Here is a 17,822-nt window from a genome sequence, read left to right on the forward strand (position 1 = left end):
TGTTATTGAGGCGTGGCCGGCTGTGGTTGGAGTACTTGGCCGGATGGACTTACTCCATATTTAGCGCCAAGTGATTGTAAAATCAAGCGGGCATCAAAAGCATCTTTCGGCTCCTGACCGGCTTTAAAGCACTCAATGGTATAAGCGACCTGGGCAGGATCTAAAGTGACAGTATAGGGGTGGTCATAGAATGGATCGGGCCAGAATCCCGGATAACGGCGGGAATAACCATAAGGACGATAATAGCCGTATGGATAGACACTAGGCGCTGGATAGACAATTGCCTGACGTGGAGGTTGCTGGCTACGATTACTTGGATCGTTCAGTACCCGGAAAAACTGAAAGCCATTTTGTACCGTAGTTTGAGCGGCTTTCAGCAGGGTAATTTCTTCGGCTGTACCGAAACTCATATTAGGTCGCGCCTGAAAACTGATGCGATAAGTGTTGGCATTCAGCGGAGTGGTGCTGTACTGGCCGAGCTGGTCAAAGGTCAGCGGCTTGGACGGTATCGTTGCACAACCGGAAAGCAGGGCGGTCGTCGCAAGGGTCAGGGCAATGACGGTTTTTTTCATCTTCGTTCTCCTGATAGGATGATCCAGCGAGTTACAGACCTCTAGAAGCTGCTATCTGGCTGGGTCAGGAAACTCAATTCTTCCTCGGTGGATTCACGGCCCAGAATCTGGTTGCGATGTGGGTAGCGTCCGAAACGGTCAATAATGATTTTATGCTTGATTTCATATTCGAGGTTTTCTGGATTGCCGAGTCGCTGAAATAATTTTAGCGCAAATTCATGTATTAATTTAGATTCGCTATGCATGAAAGGCATATAAAGGAAGGAACGTTGCTCCGGGCTCAGCTGTTTGTCCAGATCCTGGCTGATGGCTTCCTGAGCCAGTGCCAAAGCCAGACTATCCTGAGCAAAAGCACGCGGCGTATCCCGAAAAATATTGCGTGAAAACTGGTCCAGAACAAGGATTTCTGCCAGTCGGCCGTCAGCATTCTTACGCCATGACCATAGTTCAGCTTTACTGGCTTGTTCCAGAATATCGCCAAATTTTTCCTTCAAACTTTGGTCGAACTGGTCACTTTTGGCAAACCAGTTGGGTTGCGTTTCAGGACTAAACCAGAAGTCTAAAATATCTTGATAATTCATAATGTTTACAATTTATTAGCATTTATTTGTCAATAAAATCACAAATTTCACATGTCTTATAGAGAAACTTTGTGTTAAAAATTTGCCCAACTAAAAATCAATGGTTTGCTTGAAAACTAGGCAGGGCAGCATGTGCTGTCTGGAAATCGCGGTATACTAAGCTAAACCGATGATTCTATTTTAATAGTTACCCCCATTAAGCGAGATTGTAATGAGTCAACCTGAATCGACTGCCCATGATGTATTACCGGAATGGGTAGATTCGTCGCTCATCAAAGGAATGCTGCGCGGTATCGAGCGTGAGAGCTTGCGTATGCAAAGCAATGGTTTCCTGTCGCAGGAACCGCATCCTCATGCCTTAGGTTCAGCTCTGACACATCCGCATATTACGACCGATTATTCTGAAGCCTTGATGGAGTTTATTACTCCGCCGAAAGAGAGTATTACTGAAGCTCTCAACTATCTGACTGATATTCATGCCTTTGTACACCGTCATCTGAAAAATGATGAAAAGCTCTGGCCGATGTCTATGCCATGTATGCTCGACAGTAAGGATGAAAATATTCCATTGGCGCAATATGGCAGTTCCAATATTGGCTTATTTAAAACGCTGTATCGTCATGGTTTAGGCGTGCGTTATGGCCGTCGTATGCAGACCATTTCCGGGGTTCACTATAATCTGTCTTTCCCGGATCATTTCTTTATAGCGCTCCAGGAACAGGAAACTGATGAAGAGCTGCGCGCTTTAAGTCTGCAGGATTATCGCAGCCATCGTTATATGGGGCTGATCCGTAACTTTATTCGTTTAACCCCATTGGTGATTTTCCTGGTTGGTGCCAGTCCAGCCGTTTGCCAGTGTTTTATGACTGGACGTGATCACCACTTATTCCCGCTGGTACGCGGTACTTTATATACGCCTTATTCGACTGCATTACGAATGGGACGCTTTGGCTACCAGAATTCAGCGCAGAAACAGCTGGGTATTCACTACAATAATCTGCAGGATTATCTGGAAGGTCTGCAAAAAGCGGTCAGAACACCGTACAAACAGTTTACCCGTCTGGGTCTGGATGATGCCAATGGTCAGCCAATTCAGATCAATGACCATGTGCTACAGATTGAAAATGAATACTACAGTCTGGTGCGTCCAAAGCAGGTACCTAAAGAAGGTGAAACTCCATCGCAAGCCTTGCAAAATCGCGGGATCGGCTATGTTGAGCTGCGTGCTGTAGATGTCAATCCGTATAGCGCGATCGGGATCAATGAAGATACTGCCGGCTTCCTGGAAGTAGTGGCACTGTACTGCTTATTGCAAGACAGCCCGGCATTGCTGGATGCCGAACAGGAAATCATTGACCAGAATCAGGCTGAAGTGGTCAATCGTGGCCGCGCCTATAACGCTGCGATTATGGAAAATGGCCAGCGCTATATGATTGAAGACTGGTGTAATTTACATTTGCAACGTATGCAGCCACTGGCTCAATTGCTCGATCAGGCTTATGAAACTGATCTATATAGCAATGCTATGCAAGCCATGCAGATCCGTGTCGATGAAGTTGATGCGACCTTGTCAGCCCTGATTGTCGGAGATATTCGTAGCCACAGCAGCATGTGGCAGTTTGGTCAGCATTTGGCCCATCAGCATAGCAATCTCTATGAATCACATCGATTAAGCAAAGAAACACTTAAATATTTCAATGAATTGTCACAAAAGTCATTGCAGCAACAACAGCAGCTCGAGCAAGATAACACGATCAGTTTTACTGAATATTTAGCCCAATATCGATAATAAATAAGAGGATTAACCATGCAATGGGGTTATCGCTTCGTGAGTGGTGTGTTGTTTTTGGCATCTATTGCCGGGATGGCATTTGCTTTATATCTTGAGCATGGACAGGGCCTGAACCCTTGCCCATTGTGTGTGTTTCAACGAATCGGATTGATCGGACTAGGGATTATTTCCCTGATTGCGTTGCTGCATAATCCGAAATCCAATGCCATGAAGCGCGTATATGCTTTCTTAGGCTCGCTGAGTATCTTATGGTCAGTCGGTGTCGCTGCACGGCATGTCTGGCTACAGAACCTGCCCCCAGATCAAGTGCCGAGCTGTGGCCCAGGTCTGGATTACTGGCTGGAAACTTTGCCGATGAAATCGGTATTACAGCAGGTGCTCAATGGTTCAGGTGAATGTGCCGCTATTGACTGGACTTTCTTGGGGCAATCTTTACCAGTCTGGTCATTGGTGTTCTTCAGTATCTTATTGCTGATTAGCCTGTGGCAGTTATTCCGCAAATATCAGACTGCGCCCGTCAAACGCCTAAGAGATAAATACTGATTTTCAAAATTGGAATCAAAAAAGCCAGTCTACAGACTGGCTTTTTTTTATCACTCTCTTAGAGGCGAACCAAATTTTTCACCTTCAATCAGGTTAGGGCAATGCCTTCAATACTGTCCAGATCGGTCACGTATTCATGAATTTGCGTATAGGTTTCATCTTCCACACTTGGATAGAACCAGCGCACAATCTGTTCGGCCACCAGTGGATGATACTGAATTTCAAAATGATTCAGTCCATAGAAAATCGCCTTATGTGCGTCGGGTACTTTCAGATCAAAACGCGGATGGGGATGTTCGCCCAAGGCACTTTTGACACTGACCAGATAATCACCGATCACATTAAGCGTTTTGTTGGTATGGTGTTCAAACTCGATCGTACCTGCCACCAGATAGGCATCAATATGCGCAGGAATCGGGGCTGGTTTACGGTTGTCGTCCATAAAGCCAATCCGTACCGGATTATGTTCCCAGTCATCATCCCGGACGCTGCCATGACGTAAGTCTAGAATTCCGTTACTGCGAATATTCACCACATGTCCCACAATTTTCACTAAAGGAAAATGTCCGAGCTTTTCCTGCAAACTAAAACCAAAACGTTCCAGTACCGCACCATGATGCGGTGAGCCCAGACAGACCAGATTTTCTACCATCGGAATCCAGTCATAGACATTTTGTTTGCCATAGAACAAGGCGCTGCGTGACACCAGACCGCCCATACTGTGTCCGATCAGATCAATACTGGTAATTCCTGGATTACGTTTGACCAGATCCTGCAAGGCATTGGCCAGACTGCGGCCATTGGCTGAAATGCGGCGTCCGGTATTGTAGTTCAGGTACAGCATGGTGTTATGGTCACGCTGTGCCAGTAATTTTTCTCCAATGCCCGGATATTTGCGGGTTGACCAGTCCAGATGGTTCATGCACAGACCATGCACAAATAGGGTAATGCGTCCGGTTAGCTCACCTTGTTGCAGAGAACCATAATGATCGTAAATGAGCATCGGCAGGGCGAGAGGATTCTGATATTTCAGCAGATAATCGCCAATAATCCCGTTCAGGGCACTGACCATAAAATGCATGGTCGGGGTCAGAGGTTTATTATGTAATTTTGGAAATCTTTCAATAATACGGCGCAGTCCAGGCGCAATCAGGGTATTGCCATAATGAAAGATCATGTCATAAGACATTTGATACAGACGTACGATATAAGGAATATTCTGGAAAGTTTTGGAATTTTTTTCACTCAGCCCGAATACGCTCATTAAAATTTCACGCTGAATCGATTTAATCAGCTCCTGTACTACATCACTAAAGCGCATGGTGACCAATTGTGCCAGGCCTTCCAGGACATCTGCCTGGCTAAGCGGAGTTCGATCCCATCGACAATAGGTTTCATGCAATGGCGTTAAACTTGGCATTTGATCCTATCCTTTATATGAGCCGTAGACATCTTTCTTTTTTGAGCACTTCGCGGTATAAATTCTTTTTTTCAGTATTCTTGATTCTCAATTTATTCGGAATACTCTTAAAATAGCGAGAATTGCATAACATTAAAGGCTTTTTTGTCAGACAATTTAAGCAATTAAGTGGTTATAAAATGAAGTGTATTTCACACTTTTAAATTAAATTTTGACATTTTGTTTGTTTTTATTGATTGCCGATGAATATCATTTACCTGCATGGGTTCAAGAGTAGTAGCAGCTCAATTAAAGGCCAGTTATTGGAACAATACTGTGCCAAGTACCCAGATATTCAGGTGCATTTACCGGATTTAAACATGCCGCCGATGGCTGCAATTCAGAAGATTGCTAAATTGATCCAGTCGATGGATCAGGTGGCATTGGTCGGCAGTAGTCTCGGGGGATTTTATGCGACATATCTGGTCGCTCAAGCGCATGTGCCGGCTGTACTGATCAATCCGGCAATGCGACCATGGCAGCTGTTTCGTGAACTGTTTGATGATGAATTGCCCCTGCAGGTTCATCCGAACTGGTGCCTGAATGACGCAGATCTTGGCCAGCTCGAAGCCATGGCGCTACCAACTGCACAAGATGCAGACAAAATGTTAGTGCTGTTACAACAAGGCGATGAAGTTTTGGATTATCGTGAAGCACATCGCTATTATAGTTCAGCTCGTCCACCTGCACTGCTGATGACCGAGGCCAATGGCAGCCATGGCATGGATGATTTTGCGGAGAAAATTCCGCTGCTCTTACAGTTTTTATCCGACTGCATAAAAAAGGAAACCGAATAACGTGTCTCAATATACGGCTCAATCTCTTGAAGTTTTATCTGGTCTAGATCCGGTCCGTCGTCGTCCGGGCATGTATACCGATACCTCTCGTCCAAACCACTTGGCGCAGGAAGTGATTGATAATGCGGTCGATGAGGCACTGGCGGGACATGCCAATAAAGTCACGGTCACGGTGTATAAGGATGGTTCATTATCGGTTGAAGATAATGGCCGTGGTATGCCCGTCGATATTCATCCGGAATATGGTCAGAGCGGGATTGAAATTATCCTGACCAAATTGCATGCCGGTGGTAAGTTCAGTACTGATAACTATCAATTTTCTGGCGGTCTGCACGGGGTGGGGATCTCGGTCGTCAACGCGCTTTCTAGCCGCGTAGAAGTTGAAGTTCAGCGTCACGGTAACCTGTATAAAATGGCCTTTGAAAATGGCGAACCGACTGCACCACTAGAAGTGCTAGAAGGTAAGGCACCGAAACGTGCCACAGGGACAACTGTTCATTTCTGGCCGGAAACCAAATATTTCGATTCTCCAAAATTCGCGCTTAAAGCCTTAAAACATAACTTAAAAGCCAAAGCGGTATTGGCTGCTGGTCTGCAAATTAACTATATCGACCAGATCAATGATGAAAAGATCACCTGGCAGTTTGAAAATGGTCTGGTCGACTATTTGATGGACGAGCTGGAAGACCGTGAAATCATTCCGGCTCCTGCTTTTGTGGCGACAGGTGATGCTGAGCGTGCCAGTGCAGAATTTGCCATCTGCTGGAACGTGGAAGGTGGAGAAAGTATTCAGGAATCCTACGTCAACCTGATTCCAACCGCACAAGGCGGTACTCACGTGAATGGCTTACGTTCAGGTGTGACCGATGCCATGCGTGAGTTCTGTGAGCTGCGTAACCTGTTGCCACGGAATATGAAACTGTCTGCAGAAGATGTCTGGGATGGGGTGAACTATATCCTGTCACTGAAATTCCAGGAGCCACAATTCTCTGGTCAGACCAAGGAACGTTTATCTAGCCGTGAAGCCTCCGGCATTGTGCAGAATATTGCCAAAGATGCGTTTGCGCTATGGTTAAACCAGAATTCAGACATCGCTATGCAACTGGCGGAAATGGCCATTTCCAAAGCGGGTCGCCGTCTAAAAGCGGCCAAGAAAGTTGAACGTAAGAAAATTGTCGCTGGTCCGACTTTACCTGGGAAACTGTCAGATTGTGTGGGACATGATCTGGATCAGTCTGAACTGTTTATTGTGGAAGGGGACTCTGCGGGCGGCTCGGCCAAGCAGGCACGTGACAAGAATTTCCAGGCGATCATGCCGATTCGCGGGAAAATTTTAAATACCTGGGAAGTCTCTTCGGATGAAGTGCTGGCCTCTCAGGAAGTGCATAACATTGCAATCGCGATTGGGGTCGATCCAGGTTCAGATGACCTGTCTGAACTGCGTTATGGCAAGATCTGTATTCTTGCCGATGCCGACTCGGATGGCTTGCATATCGCGACTTTGTTATGTGCGCTGTTCGTAAAACACTTTCCGATTCTGGTCGAAGAAGGGCATCTGTTTGTGGCAATGCCACCCTTATTCCGTATCGATGATGCTAAAGATGTGCACTATGCGCTGGATGAGGATGAACTGGAAAGCATCCTGAAAAAATGCAAAACCAAGAACCCGCAAATCACCCGATTCAAAGGTTTGGGTGAGATGAATGCCAGCCAGCTCCGTGAGACCACTTTGGATCCAAATACTCGCCGTCTGGTGCAACTGGATCTGGATGATGTACACCTGACTTCAGGCTTACTGGATAAACTGTTGGCCAAAAAACGGGCCAGTGACCGTAAAGACTGGCTGGAACAGAAAGGTAACCTGGCGGATATCGTTGTTTAAGTATATTTCTAATATGCATTTAAAAAGTCCGTAATCGCGGGCTTTTTTAACAACTCAATTTAGGACTCAACTTTTAAATAGTGTCCATCTGCATAGACATTATGTCCAAAGCCACAACCTGAACTGCCACTGTCCTGTTTTAAAATTACCTGCTGCCCCTGTTTAGGATCAAAAGCAAAATTGAGATTAATTTTGCAGTCATCTGATCGATAGGTCGTTTGGGTTTTATTAACAGGCATTGTGGTTTCAAATTCACCTATATTTGGACCATAAATCATGCTATTTAGTCCCATATAGAGGCCATTAAAATGAATCTGATAAGAATTTTTAATCCGTTTGACTTGAATGGTATTCCAGTGACCGAAGCCAGCATGCTGTATATAGATGCCAGCCAAGTTTTGAGTTTTTTGCGGGGAAGGAAGCTGTTTTAAATTAAATTGACTGCTTTTGGCTTGAGGAAAGACTGAGAACCAGGCCCGTGCCCATTGTGGCTTTCCTGATTTAAAATAGCTTAAGCCAATATTATTAAAAGCAGTGGCAATGGCATTTTCGGAAAAAGATACACCACTGTTTTCACTATGCATCTCACAAAAAGCAGACCAGGAAGCTTGCTGTTGAAATTGTCCTAGCGCATTTTGATACTGTTTCTGATCATAAAATTTTCTTCCCGAGTTGGCATAGCTTTTCACCTTGGCACATTCGGATCGGAGTTCAGCTTCAAAGTCTGAATTGGCGAAACTGAAACTACTCAGGGGGAGAATACTGATAAAGATAAACCATTTATTCATAATTTTACTCAACTGACATTATTCTGGTTTTAATAGAAAATTTTATCTCTACGCAATTTTTCTAACAGATTATTGATCTAATTAGATTAAGTTTTACATAAAAAATAAAATATTTTGGTTTAATTCAGGTTGAGTTGCATCAATACCAGATCGCGCCATTGTCCAAATTTCTGTCCAACTTCCGGCATATAACCGGTTTGTTTAAAACCTAATTTCTCATGTAAGGCAATTGATGCATGATTTTCATGGTCAATGGCACCGACCATGACATGGATAGCATTTTGCCGCGCATGTTCAATCAGCTTGAGCATCAAAGCTTTACCCAGACCTTGCCCAATAAAGTCTGCATGAATAAAGACAGAATGTTCAACAGTGTGTTTAAAGCCCTGAATGGGTCGAAATATAGAATAATCCGCATAACCTGCAATTTGCCTGGATGCTGAATGCTCAGCTACTAATAAAGGAAATTGCTGAGCATTTAATTCATTCAGCATGTTCTGAAAATCCTGGATCGTTTTTGGCGTGCTATTCCAGGTTGAGGTTCCGTATAAGATTTCAGCATTGTAGATCGGGAGTAGATGTTCCAAATCTTGAATTTGAGCAGGACGAATAACAAAGCTCATAAGCAGATGCCAAAAAAGAAAGAGAATATCTAACCATAACCTGAATTTAGGCAATAAAAAAGCAGAACCGAAGTCCTGCTTTATTCATTCTAAAAACTTAGAAGTGGTATTTAACTAATGCGCTGACATCGTGTTGATCAACATCAGTACCGAATTTGTTATTCCAAACAGAATGTTCAATACCAAGGTAAAGTTTAGTCTCAGGAGAGATATGCTTACCAACGTTCCATTTATATTGTGAAGTCCAGTTCAATTCGCTTTTGTGATCAGGACCTTCAGCGGTTGACCAGTCCAGGAAAGCATCTGCCAGGAACTCTTCGCCACCAATTTTAAATGGAACTGCATAAGTGATCGTCATTTGATAATCGTCTTTTTGCAGGTCATTGTCAGCTTTGTAGAAGTTAATATTCGCATAGCTAGTATATGGAATATCAAGTGCAAAACCGATCCCGTATAGGTAGTTATTAAAGTCACTCGCACCGCTATTGCCTTCCCAAGTAGTCGCAATAAGCACGTCTTTAATTGGGCCAAGCTCAAGCTTTTGACCAGTGACTGCACCTAAACTTAAACGCGGTGCAACTTCGAAGTAAGTTTCATTACCGAAGTCATTATTGGTACGGTCAGCAAAGGCAAAGATATCACCATATTTTAAACCAGCTGCATATTCAGCCGTAATGGTTGATTGATCAATTTTTTCATTACCAGCTGCAAATGGTGCTTTATAGTTTTCACCATATAAAGCTGACAGACTAAAATCCTGCCAAACTGCTGCCTGAGTGAAAGCTGCTGTTGAAGCCAATGCACAAAGTGCCGCGATTTGTGTAAATTTCATTTAAATATCTCCCCCGAGAAAGCAGCTTAAGGATACTACAGATTAATAAGTAAAAATAAAGTCAAAATTGATCACTGACAGAAATATTTCATCGTCCTGAGCTGATGATAATTTGAGATATTGGGAGAAGAAGGTTTATAGGATATTTGAAGCGAGTTAAATTTTTATATTTAAATTAATTTTAAGAATTGAGACTCAATTTTGAAGCTGATTAAAGTAATTACATAGATCTTTTATGAACAGGGCAAAGACTGCTTTAATTTTGGGAAGGTCATGTGAATAGTATTTCGATTGTTCCAAATCTGGAAGGTCAATCACGATCCGGTAAGCAGTTGTCACGATCGGTTGTCCTTTTGCTAAAAAAATCAAAATATCACTTGCATATTTTCAAGAGAGGACCGATATTCGAAGTATAGGAACACGGTTCTGCAGACTCAAAAATGTGTTCATCATTCAATCTGGAGGGTTTTATCCAAAGCGATTTGAAGATTTGAAATGCAATATAAAACAGCAAGCTATACACGTGCCAAGATAAAAATTCTGCACTAAAAAGTTAAAATGATTTGAGGATGGTATTTTATGAACATTGAACTCCGTACCGATAAAAACATTCGCAATAGTGATCGTCTAATTACTTACGTTCGTACCGAATTAAATCAGGAATTTCAGCGCCACAGTGAGCGTATTACCCATTTCTCAGTGCATCTTAGCGATGAAAATGCCGCCAAAGGAGGCGATGATGATATTCGCTGCATGATCGAAGCACGTCCTGCCGGCTTGAAGCCAATTGTCGTGAACCATCATGGTCATAATGTTGATACTGCCATTCATGGTGCCATCGACCGTTTAAAACGCAGTCTGGAACATGTGATTGAGAAAAAAGATAACGTACGTAGCACTCCGCTAAAACTTGCGGAAGAAGATACGGGTACAGATCTAGAACAATAAATAATTCGCAGATGAAAAAGGCCCCTACGGGGCTTTTTTCAATTTTAGATAAAATAAACGAATGAGAACAAAACAAATCCCGCTTTATTCGGCATAATAGTGAAAAACGAATTTGAAGTGAGCTCCATCATGTTAACTGCGCAACAACAGCTTTTTGTGCAAGCACTCGAAGAACTCAATCTGGGTCAGGTCAAACAGCTTTTGGCAGATGGACTTAACCCGAATTTTATTGATCTGGAAAAAGGCCCAGTTATTTCCATCTGGTCAGATGGCCTGTTCAAATGGTGGGAAGAAGTCTGCGAAGCTTATGAAGCGGGCAGTCCCTTAACTGCTGAAGAAAAACAGCAACGTCTGGATGTACATTTACAGATTCTGGAAGCGCTGATCCAGGCCAAAGTCAATTTGCATCTTTGGGATGCTGAAGAAGTTTATGGCCCGCTTTGGGATGCGGCCAGTGCAGCCTGTGTACCTGCAGTGCAGCGCCTATTAGAAGAAAAAGTCAATCCGAACAGCAAGGATGAAGAAGGATTAACCATTCTGTCATCGATTAGTGATTTATTCTTTGATTGTGATTTTGATGAAATTAACTGGGCAGAAGCACTGGAAGAAGAAAAACAGACCCTAGAATTATTGCGTAGTCATGGCGCAAAAATGACCAAGGAATTACATTAAATTTTAAGAAAGAGCTCCAGCAAGATGAAGACAACTTTAAGAATATTGGGTTTGATGGCACTGACGGGTGTCAGTGCACAGCTTTGTGCAGCGGTAGAGTTTGACCGACCAGGTGAAGGTCTGGGCACTAGTACAGTTCCAGTGGGTCAGTTAGCTTGGGAACAGGGTTTACCGAGTTTCTCTTATAGCGAAGCGACTGTGGATGGAAGCAAGCTGAAACAAACCACTTTAAATGCCGACGTCTTGTTGCGTACCGGTTTGACTGATGATCTGGAATTACGTTTAGGCTGGGCCGGTCCGGCCTGGTCACAAACCAAGTTCAATAGCCAGACTGAAGAGGATGATGGTCTAGGCGATGTCAGTATTGGCCTGAAAAAAGCCATTGATCTGGATGATGAAAAACTCAGTATGGCGTTGATGGCTGAAGCCATTATTGCCACAGGTAATGCTAATTTTAGCAATGAAGAAGATATTTACAGTCTGAGCTCAGCAGTTGCTTATCAATATAATGATTTGGTGAATACTGCACTGACCATGCGTTATGAATGGCAGGATAGCAACTGGGCGATTACTGCGATTCCGACTTTAGGCTATCAGATTGCTGATCGCTGGTCAGGTTATTCGGAACTGATTTATCGCAAAGCCGAAAGTCAGGATAATGAATATGCGCTAGGCACTGGTGTCATGTATGCATTGAATGATCAGGTACAACTTGATGCCAGTATCGGGGTGGATCTGGAAGGCCAGAATAAAGGTTACTTCTCAGGCTTGGGCGTATCGTTCCTATTCTAAGCTGCTCTTATTTCGATATGACCAAAGCACTTCAGTTTAAGATCGGGAGAAAAGTATTTTCTCCAGTCTTATTGGGCACAGTGTTGCTTAGCAATATTGCTCAGGCAGAAGCGCCCTTATTGTCGCCTGAGCAGGCTTTTCCTCTGAGTATCAGTTCAGTCACTCAGCAACAGACTGAACTTAGCTGGGAAATTCCACAAAACTATTATCTTTATCAGCATAAGGTAGAGCTAAAGCAGGGAAGTCAGCCGATGACCTTGCAACTACCACCCGCTGAAGATCTATATGATGAAAACTACGGTCATACCCAGGTTTATTATCAGCAATTAAAAGTTCAGATTCCGACACAGGCGGGTCAAACTTATCAGGTCAGCTGGCAAGGCTGTGCCAAAGACCGGCTTTGTTACCCACCCCAAACCGTTGAATTCAAAACTGACCTATCTGGTCTGGTGCAATATGAATCTACTGGCTCGGGTAATAAACGGTTACTGGATCTAAGTAGCTCTTCCTCACAGCACAATCGAATTCTGGAAAATTCTGCTGATGATCTAGAATCAGGAAATACAGACAGTAAAATCGTTGAAGTCATTTCTACACGATCCAGCAGCGACTCAGCACAGGATCAGCAATGGTCTGCACGTCTCGCTGAAAGTTCGCTGGCTTATGGATTATTGTTATTTTTTGGCTTGGGTATTTTGCTGGCATTTACGCCATGCTCTTTGCCGATGCTGCCAATTTTAACTTCATTAATTGTTCGTGATAGCAAAGGCATCAAGGCCTGGATGATTGCCCTAAGCTTTGTAAGCAGTATGGCCGCAGTCTATGCGGTATTAGGCTTGATCGCGTCTTCAGCCGGACTCAACTTTCAGCGCTGGTTACAGCAACCTGCCACCCTGATGGCATTTAGTGCATTATTTGTGGTATTTGCCCTCAACCTGTTTGGCCTGTTTGAAATTAAAATGCCACAGCGTCTGACGCAACGTCTGGACCGGGTTCAGGCGATGCAGCAAGGGGGAACTCTGGTTAGCGCTGCGATCATGGGATCTGTTTCTGCCTTGCTGGTTGGGCCTTGTATGACGGCACCATTAGCCGGTGCTTTATTATTTATTTCCCAGACTCAGAACCAGTGGCAAGGCGCAGTGCTGTTGTTTACGTTGGGTTTCGGTATGGGCACCCCGTTGCTGCTGGCCAGTATTATGGGGGCACGTATTCTACCTCGAGCCGGGCACTGGATGAATCAGGTGAAAGTGCTCTTTGCTTTCATTATGCTAGCTTTGGCCTTGTATTTTATTCGTCCGCTGATTTCAGAAGCGGCATTGCAGTGGCTGTCGCTAGGGCTGGGCTTAAGCTTTGTTGTTTATGTTCTGGCACGATTATTCTGGAAAAATACCGGACTGCGCTGGCTCTATATCATCTGTTTGGCTATTGCAGTGCCTTATATTACATATAGTCAGTATCAGCATAGTCAGCGTTTTTTTGTTGAAACTGCCCAACAACAGGGGAGTTGGCATATAGCAAAAACAGCCACTGAATTTGAACAGTTACTGGCTACAGTACCGAAAGGGCAGAAGGTCATTATTGATGTCTATGCTGATTGGTGTGTGGCCTGTCAGCCGATTGAACATAAAGTATTAAAGGCAGCTGCTGTCCAGCAGGCCTTAGCTCCTTATTTTCTGATCAAGCTTGATCTTAGTCAGTATGATGCTACGCATCAGGCTTTACTTAACCGATGGGAAATTCTGGGACCACCGACCTATTTATTTCTTGATAATAAGCAGCAGGAGATTCGCAGCTTACGTTTGACTGGCGCATTTAGTAAAGCAGAATTATTGGCACAGCTACAGCGTTTAGAACAGCTCTAGCATTCACTTTAAAGCTTTTCTGTTACATGCTTTAAAGCGAATAAGGCCGATAAAAATATCAGGCTGGTTGAACTTTCAAAGGTTCCAGATAAGATTTCACTTGATTCCGTCCACTAGCTTTGGCCTGATAAAGGGCTTGATCGGCCTGGCTTAAAAGTTGTTGCGGGCGTAATTCAGGTTTTGAAATAGCAATACCAAAGCTGGCAGTCACTGGGATCAATTGTCCTTCATCACTAAAAATTTGTAGTTGCTGGATCGCACTTCGGCAACGTTCTGCTACCTGCTGAGCTTTTTCCAGGCTAGAATTATTCAAAACCAGAATAAATTCCTCACCGCCGAACCGTCCGACGACATCACTTTCACGCAATTGCTGGTTCAGTACCGCACTAACTTGTACCAGTGTTTCATCGCCCTTGTGATGTCCATAGTAATCATTGATCTTTTTGAAATGATCCAGATCCAGCAGCACCAGGGCATAGTTAAAAGTCGCAGTACTATTTAACTGATCCAGACATTGATTAATGCTACGGCGATTAAACAGATTGGTCAGAGGATCAATCTGGCTGAGATGGTTAATCAGCTGTTCGCGATAGCGCCATTGACTGAGTAAAATCTCAAATAAAATCATGCAGACAGCAAGAATCGGCAGGATAAAATACAGCATTGATAACAGCCAGAAGCTATTATGGAAAAACTGGTCCTGAATATTAAAAAGTGGTGAATAAGGCAGTTGTTGGTTAAGGCTTAGATAGGCACAAGTCACCAGAAACAGGGAGGCCGGAATCAGCATGCTATAGACCAGTCTCCGGTGAAACAGGACTAGACCTACCGTCATCAGGCAAACATAGGCAATTGTGGCTACCGGGCTGATCACGCCCACGATATACGCATCCCGACACAGGGAAACCACAAAGATACCCACTGCCAGATAGGGAAAATATCGTTCTATCAGTGCATTGCCCTGAAATTTATAACAGGGATAAATCAGAAGAACCAGCGCCAGTAAAAATAGGCCATTCATGTGAATCTCTGAACGAACGACATCAATATGGACATGCTGCCAGTATTGCGGATGTGACAGGACAAACAGGTCCCAGCTTAGCCAGCTGATATGTATGCCACAGCCAAGTGCCAGCATCAGGATACACTTTTTCAAAATCCCCCAGTTCATCACTACTTCATCTTCGATCAGATATTTCTTGAGTCGATGATTCTGGAATTTTTGTAATACTGCTGACATTCGCTTCATACAACAGGTCTGACCTTTATTGTTATTGCTAAGTTTTTAAAAGATGGAAAAATATTGCTTTAATTATTTACAGAAATATAACATAAAATTAATTCATTGATAATCAGTAATATTTATCAAAAATTAAAAAAAGGAGAAAAATTAAGCTGGAAATTTATTGTTCTAAATACGCAATGAAGTGTTTTATTTAAACCCATTATTTCATTATTTAAAGTTTATTAAGCTATGTCCATTCCCGAACAATGAACGGACCAGATTAAGCAATGAAAATTTTACAGATTGATTCCAGTATTTTAGGTGATGCCTCTATTTCCCGTCAGTTGACTCAAGCTATTGTGGGACAGCTTCAACAGAAACATGGTGAGGCTGTTGAGCTTGAATATCTGGACTTGGCTGCACAGCCGATTCCACATTTAACTGCCGAAATTTTGATGGGTCAAAATCTTGAGCAGGCGGCTTTAGGAGAACAGATTTTACAGCAGTACTTACAGGCGGATATCGTGGTGGTTGGGGCCGCTATGTATAACTTCAGTCTACCTTCTACCTTAAAAGCCTGGATTGACCGCATTAGTGTGGCAGGGCGTACTTTTAAATATACAGAAAATGGCCCAGTGGGTCTGGCAGGTGAAAAGAAAGTCTATATTGCCAGTAGCCGCGGTGGTGTTTATGGCGAACAAAGCCCAGTCGATTTCCAGGAAGCTTTCCTGAAAACTGTATTTAACTTTACTGGCGTAACTGATGTGCACGTAATTCGCGCTGAAGGCGTCAATATGGGTGATGTAGCGAAACAGCAGGCAATTGAAACTGCGATGGCGCAGGTAAGCCAGATCTAAAATTCGATAGAAAATGAATGAACAAAAAAAGGTCAGCAATCGCTGACCTTTTTTATGGCTTCTTTTAAATTTCTAGTCTTGATCCAGACGATGAGCAAATTCTGAAAGATCCGCTAGCGCTTGTCGAGCCTCTTCAAACCAGGCACTAAACATCTGAAAGTTATGCCACATCCCGGTATATATCTTGAATTCAACCTCGACACCAGCCTGTTCCGCTTTTTCCTTGAAGCGTGTGGCATCATCCAGCAGAATTTCTTTAGATCCCACCTGTATATGCATCGGTGGCAAACCACTGAGATCGGCAAAAAATGGGGAAATTTCCGGATCGCCACGATCCATTGTACTCGGTACATAATACTGAATCCCGGTTTTCAGGGTTTCAATCGACAGTAGGGCATCATGTTTCTGATTATAGCGTAGTGATTCACTGGTCAGGGTCAGATCAAGGAAAGGGGAAAGTAGAATCAGTCCACTCACCTGTGGTAGGTCTTCCTGCTGTAACTTGAGTGCCAATGCCAATGCCAGATTAGCACCACACGAATCTCCGGACAGAATAATATCCTTGGCCTGAATGCCCTGATCTAATAACAGATTATAGACATCAAATAGGGCCTCCAAAGGTTCAGGATAAGCAGATTCAGGTGCCAGAGGATAATCAATATGCAGTACTTGCATCTGGGTGCGAGCGGCAATCTGGGTCATAAAGGCACGATGGGTATTTAAGGAACCGAGATAAAAAGCACCGCCATGAATATGAAAAATCAGCTGGCTGGATTCCTGTTGCGGCTTGATTTCCTCGGCATGTATACCCGCCAGTCGGAGTGAACGGATTTGTACGGACTTATCTTGCGGAAAAATCTTGCACATCTGCTCCAGTGCGACCCGCAAGGAGCTTGGAGGAAGATTGAACCGACTAGGCGCACGGATGGTCGCTTTTAAAAGACTTTCTGTAATTAATTGTTTCGTCACTGGGCTCATCTTCATCTTCTTTCCATCTTTTTCTGCTTTTATTGATTATGTGGATTATTTACCAACAATATTTACAAGGTTACACTAAATAGTCACAGGTAAAAATTGCAAAAATGTTGTGACTTTTTAATACTACATCGGTCTATCTCAGACTAGGGAAATGAAGAAAAATGAAAAAAATTACGCTAATGTTAGGACTACTCGGCTTATCTGCGCTGGCCAATGCTGCAGATCCCTTAAATGGTACTGTTTGGAAAACGATTGATGATGAAACCAAACAGCCAAAGGCTATAGTAAAATTTACTGAGCAAAAAAATGGGACATTGTCTGCAAGCATCCAATCGGTATTAACACCGGGTGAAGAAAATGCTTGTACAAAATGCGAAGGTCCATATCACAATAAATCGCTGAAAGGTTTAACGATTGTGAAAGGCCTGAAAAATACAGGTGGAACCAGCTATGACAGTGGTTCGATCTTGGATCCAAAATCTGGTAAAACTTATAAGCTGAAAGGCAACCTGACAGATGGTGGCAAGAAGCTTGAGCTGCGCGGTTATATCGGCGTGTCTGCTTTAGGTCGTAACCAAACCTGGATTCGTGCCAAATAATAGATCATGACCGTTCTCTA

Annotated in this window: 18 protein-coding genes; 10 read left to right on the top strand and 8 right to left on the bottom strand. The window is 43.5% G+C overall.

Annotation, left to right across the window (positions count from 1 at the left end; genetic code table 11):
- Window positions 1-2: 2 nt before the first annotated feature.
- Both FTV18_RS06690 and FTV18_RS06695 read right to left on the bottom strand, forming a co-directional pair.
- Window positions 3-572: a hypothetical protein gene (locus tag FTV18_RS06690; RefSeq protein WP_180017286.1), complete on the bottom strand. Its 570-nt coding sequence runs from the start codon at window positions 570-572 to the stop codon at window positions 3-5.
- A gap of 41 nt (window positions 573-613) precedes the next feature.
- Window positions 614-1,153, bottom strand: a complete 540-nt coding sequence (locus tag FTV18_RS06695) for a DUF924 family protein (RefSeq protein WP_034703170.1) — start codon at window positions 1,151-1,153, stop codon at window positions 614-616.
- A 211-nt stretch (window positions 1,154-1,364) separates the two neighbouring features.
- Between FTV18_RS06695 and gshA the strand changes: the two genes are divergently transcribed.
- Complete coding sequence (gene gshA, locus FTV18_RS06700; protein WP_159124207.1) at window positions 1,365-2,942, top strand: glutamate--cysteine ligase; 1,578 nt, start codon at window positions 1,365-1,367, stop codon at window positions 2,940-2,942.
- 18 nt (window positions 2,943-2,960) lie between these two features.
- Window positions 2,961-3,488 carry a disulfide bond formation protein B gene (locus tag FTV18_RS06705; protein WP_180002577.1) on the top strand — a complete coding sequence of 176 codons (528 nt, stop codon included), beginning with the start codon at window positions 2,961-2,963 and terminating at the stop codon, window positions 3,486-3,488.
- 88 nt (window positions 3,489-3,576) lie between these two features.
- Here FTV18_RS06705 and FTV18_RS06710 read toward each other — a convergent pair whose 3' ends face one another.
- Window positions 3,577-4,908, bottom strand: a complete 1,332-nt coding sequence (locus tag FTV18_RS06710; protein WP_166137513.1) for an alpha/beta hydrolase — start codon at window positions 4,906-4,908, stop codon at window positions 3,577-3,579.
- A gap of 242 nt (window positions 4,909-5,150) precedes the next feature.
- Here FTV18_RS06710 and FTV18_RS06715 point away from each other — a divergent pair, with 242 nt between their 5' ends.
- On the top strand, window positions 5,151-5,744 hold the full coding sequence (locus tag FTV18_RS06715; protein WP_180002578.1) for a YqiA/YcfP family alpha/beta fold hydrolase: 594 nt from the start codon (window positions 5,151-5,153) through the stop codon (window positions 5,742-5,744).
- 1 nt (window position 5,745) lies between these two features.
- Window positions 5,746-7,626: a DNA topoisomerase IV subunit B gene (parE, locus tag FTV18_RS06720; RefSeq protein ID WP_180002579.1), complete on the top strand. Its 1,881-nt coding sequence runs from the start codon at window positions 5,746-5,748 to the stop codon at window positions 7,624-7,626.
- A 59-nt stretch (window positions 7,627-7,685) separates the two neighbouring features.
- On the opposite strand, the gene FTV18_RS06725 is transcribed toward parE, so the two are convergent.
- The 3 genes from FTV18_RS06725 to FTV18_RS06735 all read right to left on the bottom strand — a co-directional run bounded on the left by FTV18_RS06725 (window position 7,686) and on the right by FTV18_RS06735 (window position 9,869).
- A complete protein-coding gene (locus tag FTV18_RS06725) occupies window positions 7,686-8,414 on the bottom strand; it encodes a hypothetical protein (RefSeq protein WP_180002580.1) in 729 nt (242 codons plus the stop codon).
- A gap of 119 nt (window positions 8,415-8,533) precedes the next feature.
- Complete coding sequence (locus FTV18_RS06730) at window positions 8,534-9,037, bottom strand: GNAT family N-acetyltransferase (protein ID WP_180017284.1); 504 nt, start codon at window positions 9,035-9,037, stop codon at window positions 8,534-8,536.
- Window positions 9,038-9,134: 97 nt separating this feature from the next.
- Window positions 9,135-9,869, bottom strand: a complete 735-nt coding sequence (locus FTV18_RS06735) for an outer membrane protein OmpK (protein WP_180017282.1) — start codon at window positions 9,867-9,869, stop codon at window positions 9,135-9,137.
- Between the two features lie 579 nt (window positions 9,870-10,448).
- On the opposite strand from FTV18_RS06735, the gene FTV18_RS06740 reads away from it, so the two are divergent.
- The 4 genes from FTV18_RS06740 (at window position 10,449) to dsbD (ending at window position 14,143) form a co-directional block, all read left to right on the top strand.
- Complete coding sequence (locus FTV18_RS06740) at window positions 10,449-10,817, top strand: HPF/RaiA family ribosome-associated protein (RefSeq protein ID WP_005232722.1); 369 nt, start codon at window positions 10,449-10,451, stop codon at window positions 10,815-10,817.
- 129 nt (window positions 10,818-10,946) lie between these two features.
- Window positions 10,947-11,489 carry an ankyrin repeat domain-containing protein gene (locus tag FTV18_RS06745; protein WP_004781453.1) on the top strand — a complete coding sequence of 181 codons (543 nt, stop codon included), beginning with the start codon at window positions 10,947-10,949 and terminating at the stop codon, window positions 11,487-11,489.
- Window positions 11,490-11,513: 24 nt separating this feature from the next.
- Window positions 11,514-12,281, top strand: coding sequence for a transporter (locus FTV18_RS06750; protein WP_180017280.1), 768 nt, complete (start codon window positions 11,514-11,516; stop codon window positions 12,279-12,281).
- Between the two features lie 17 nt (window positions 12,282-12,298).
- The gene (gene dsbD, locus FTV18_RS06755) at window positions 12,299-14,143 is read left to right on the top strand and encodes a protein-disulfide reductase DsbD (RefSeq protein ID WP_180017278.1); all 1,845 of its coding nucleotides are present in this window, start codon (window positions 12,299-12,301) and stop codon (window positions 14,141-14,143) included.
- A gap of 58 nt (window positions 14,144-14,201) precedes the next feature.
- On the opposite strand, the gene FTV18_RS06760 is transcribed toward dsbD, so the two are convergent.
- A complete protein-coding gene (locus FTV18_RS06760; protein WP_180017276.1) occupies window positions 14,202-15,392 on the bottom strand; it encodes a GGDEF domain-containing protein in 1,191 nt (396 codons plus the stop codon).
- A 263-nt stretch (window positions 15,393-15,655) separates the two neighbouring features.
- Between FTV18_RS06760 and FTV18_RS06765 the strand changes: the two genes are divergently transcribed.
- Window positions 15,656-16,225 (top strand): FMN-dependent NADH-azoreductase, encoded by a 570-nt coding sequence (locus FTV18_RS06765; RefSeq protein ID WP_180017274.1) that lies wholly within the window; start codon window positions 15,656-15,658, stop codon window positions 16,223-16,225.
- Window positions 16,226-16,297: 72 nt separating this feature from the next.
- Here FTV18_RS06765 and FTV18_RS06770 read toward each other — a convergent pair whose 3' ends face one another.
- Entirely contained in the window at window positions 16,298-17,209 is a 912-nt protein-coding gene (locus tag FTV18_RS06770) for an alpha/beta hydrolase (RefSeq protein ID WP_180017272.1), read from the bottom strand.
- Window positions 17,210-17,364: 155 nt separating this feature from the next.
- On the opposite strand from FTV18_RS06770, the gene FTV18_RS06775 reads away from it, so the two are divergent.
- The gene (locus FTV18_RS06775) at window positions 17,365-17,802 is read left to right on the top strand and encodes a DUF2147 domain-containing protein (protein WP_004781465.1); all 438 of its coding nucleotides are present in this window, start codon (window positions 17,365-17,367) and stop codon (window positions 17,800-17,802) included.
- Window positions 17,803-17,822 lie beyond the last annotated feature (20 nt).

The sequence above is a fragment of the Acinetobacter sp. YH12241 genome (genome assembly GCF_013417535.1).
Lineage (GTDB): Bacteria > Pseudomonadota > Gammaproteobacteria > Pseudomonadales > Moraxellaceae > Acinetobacter.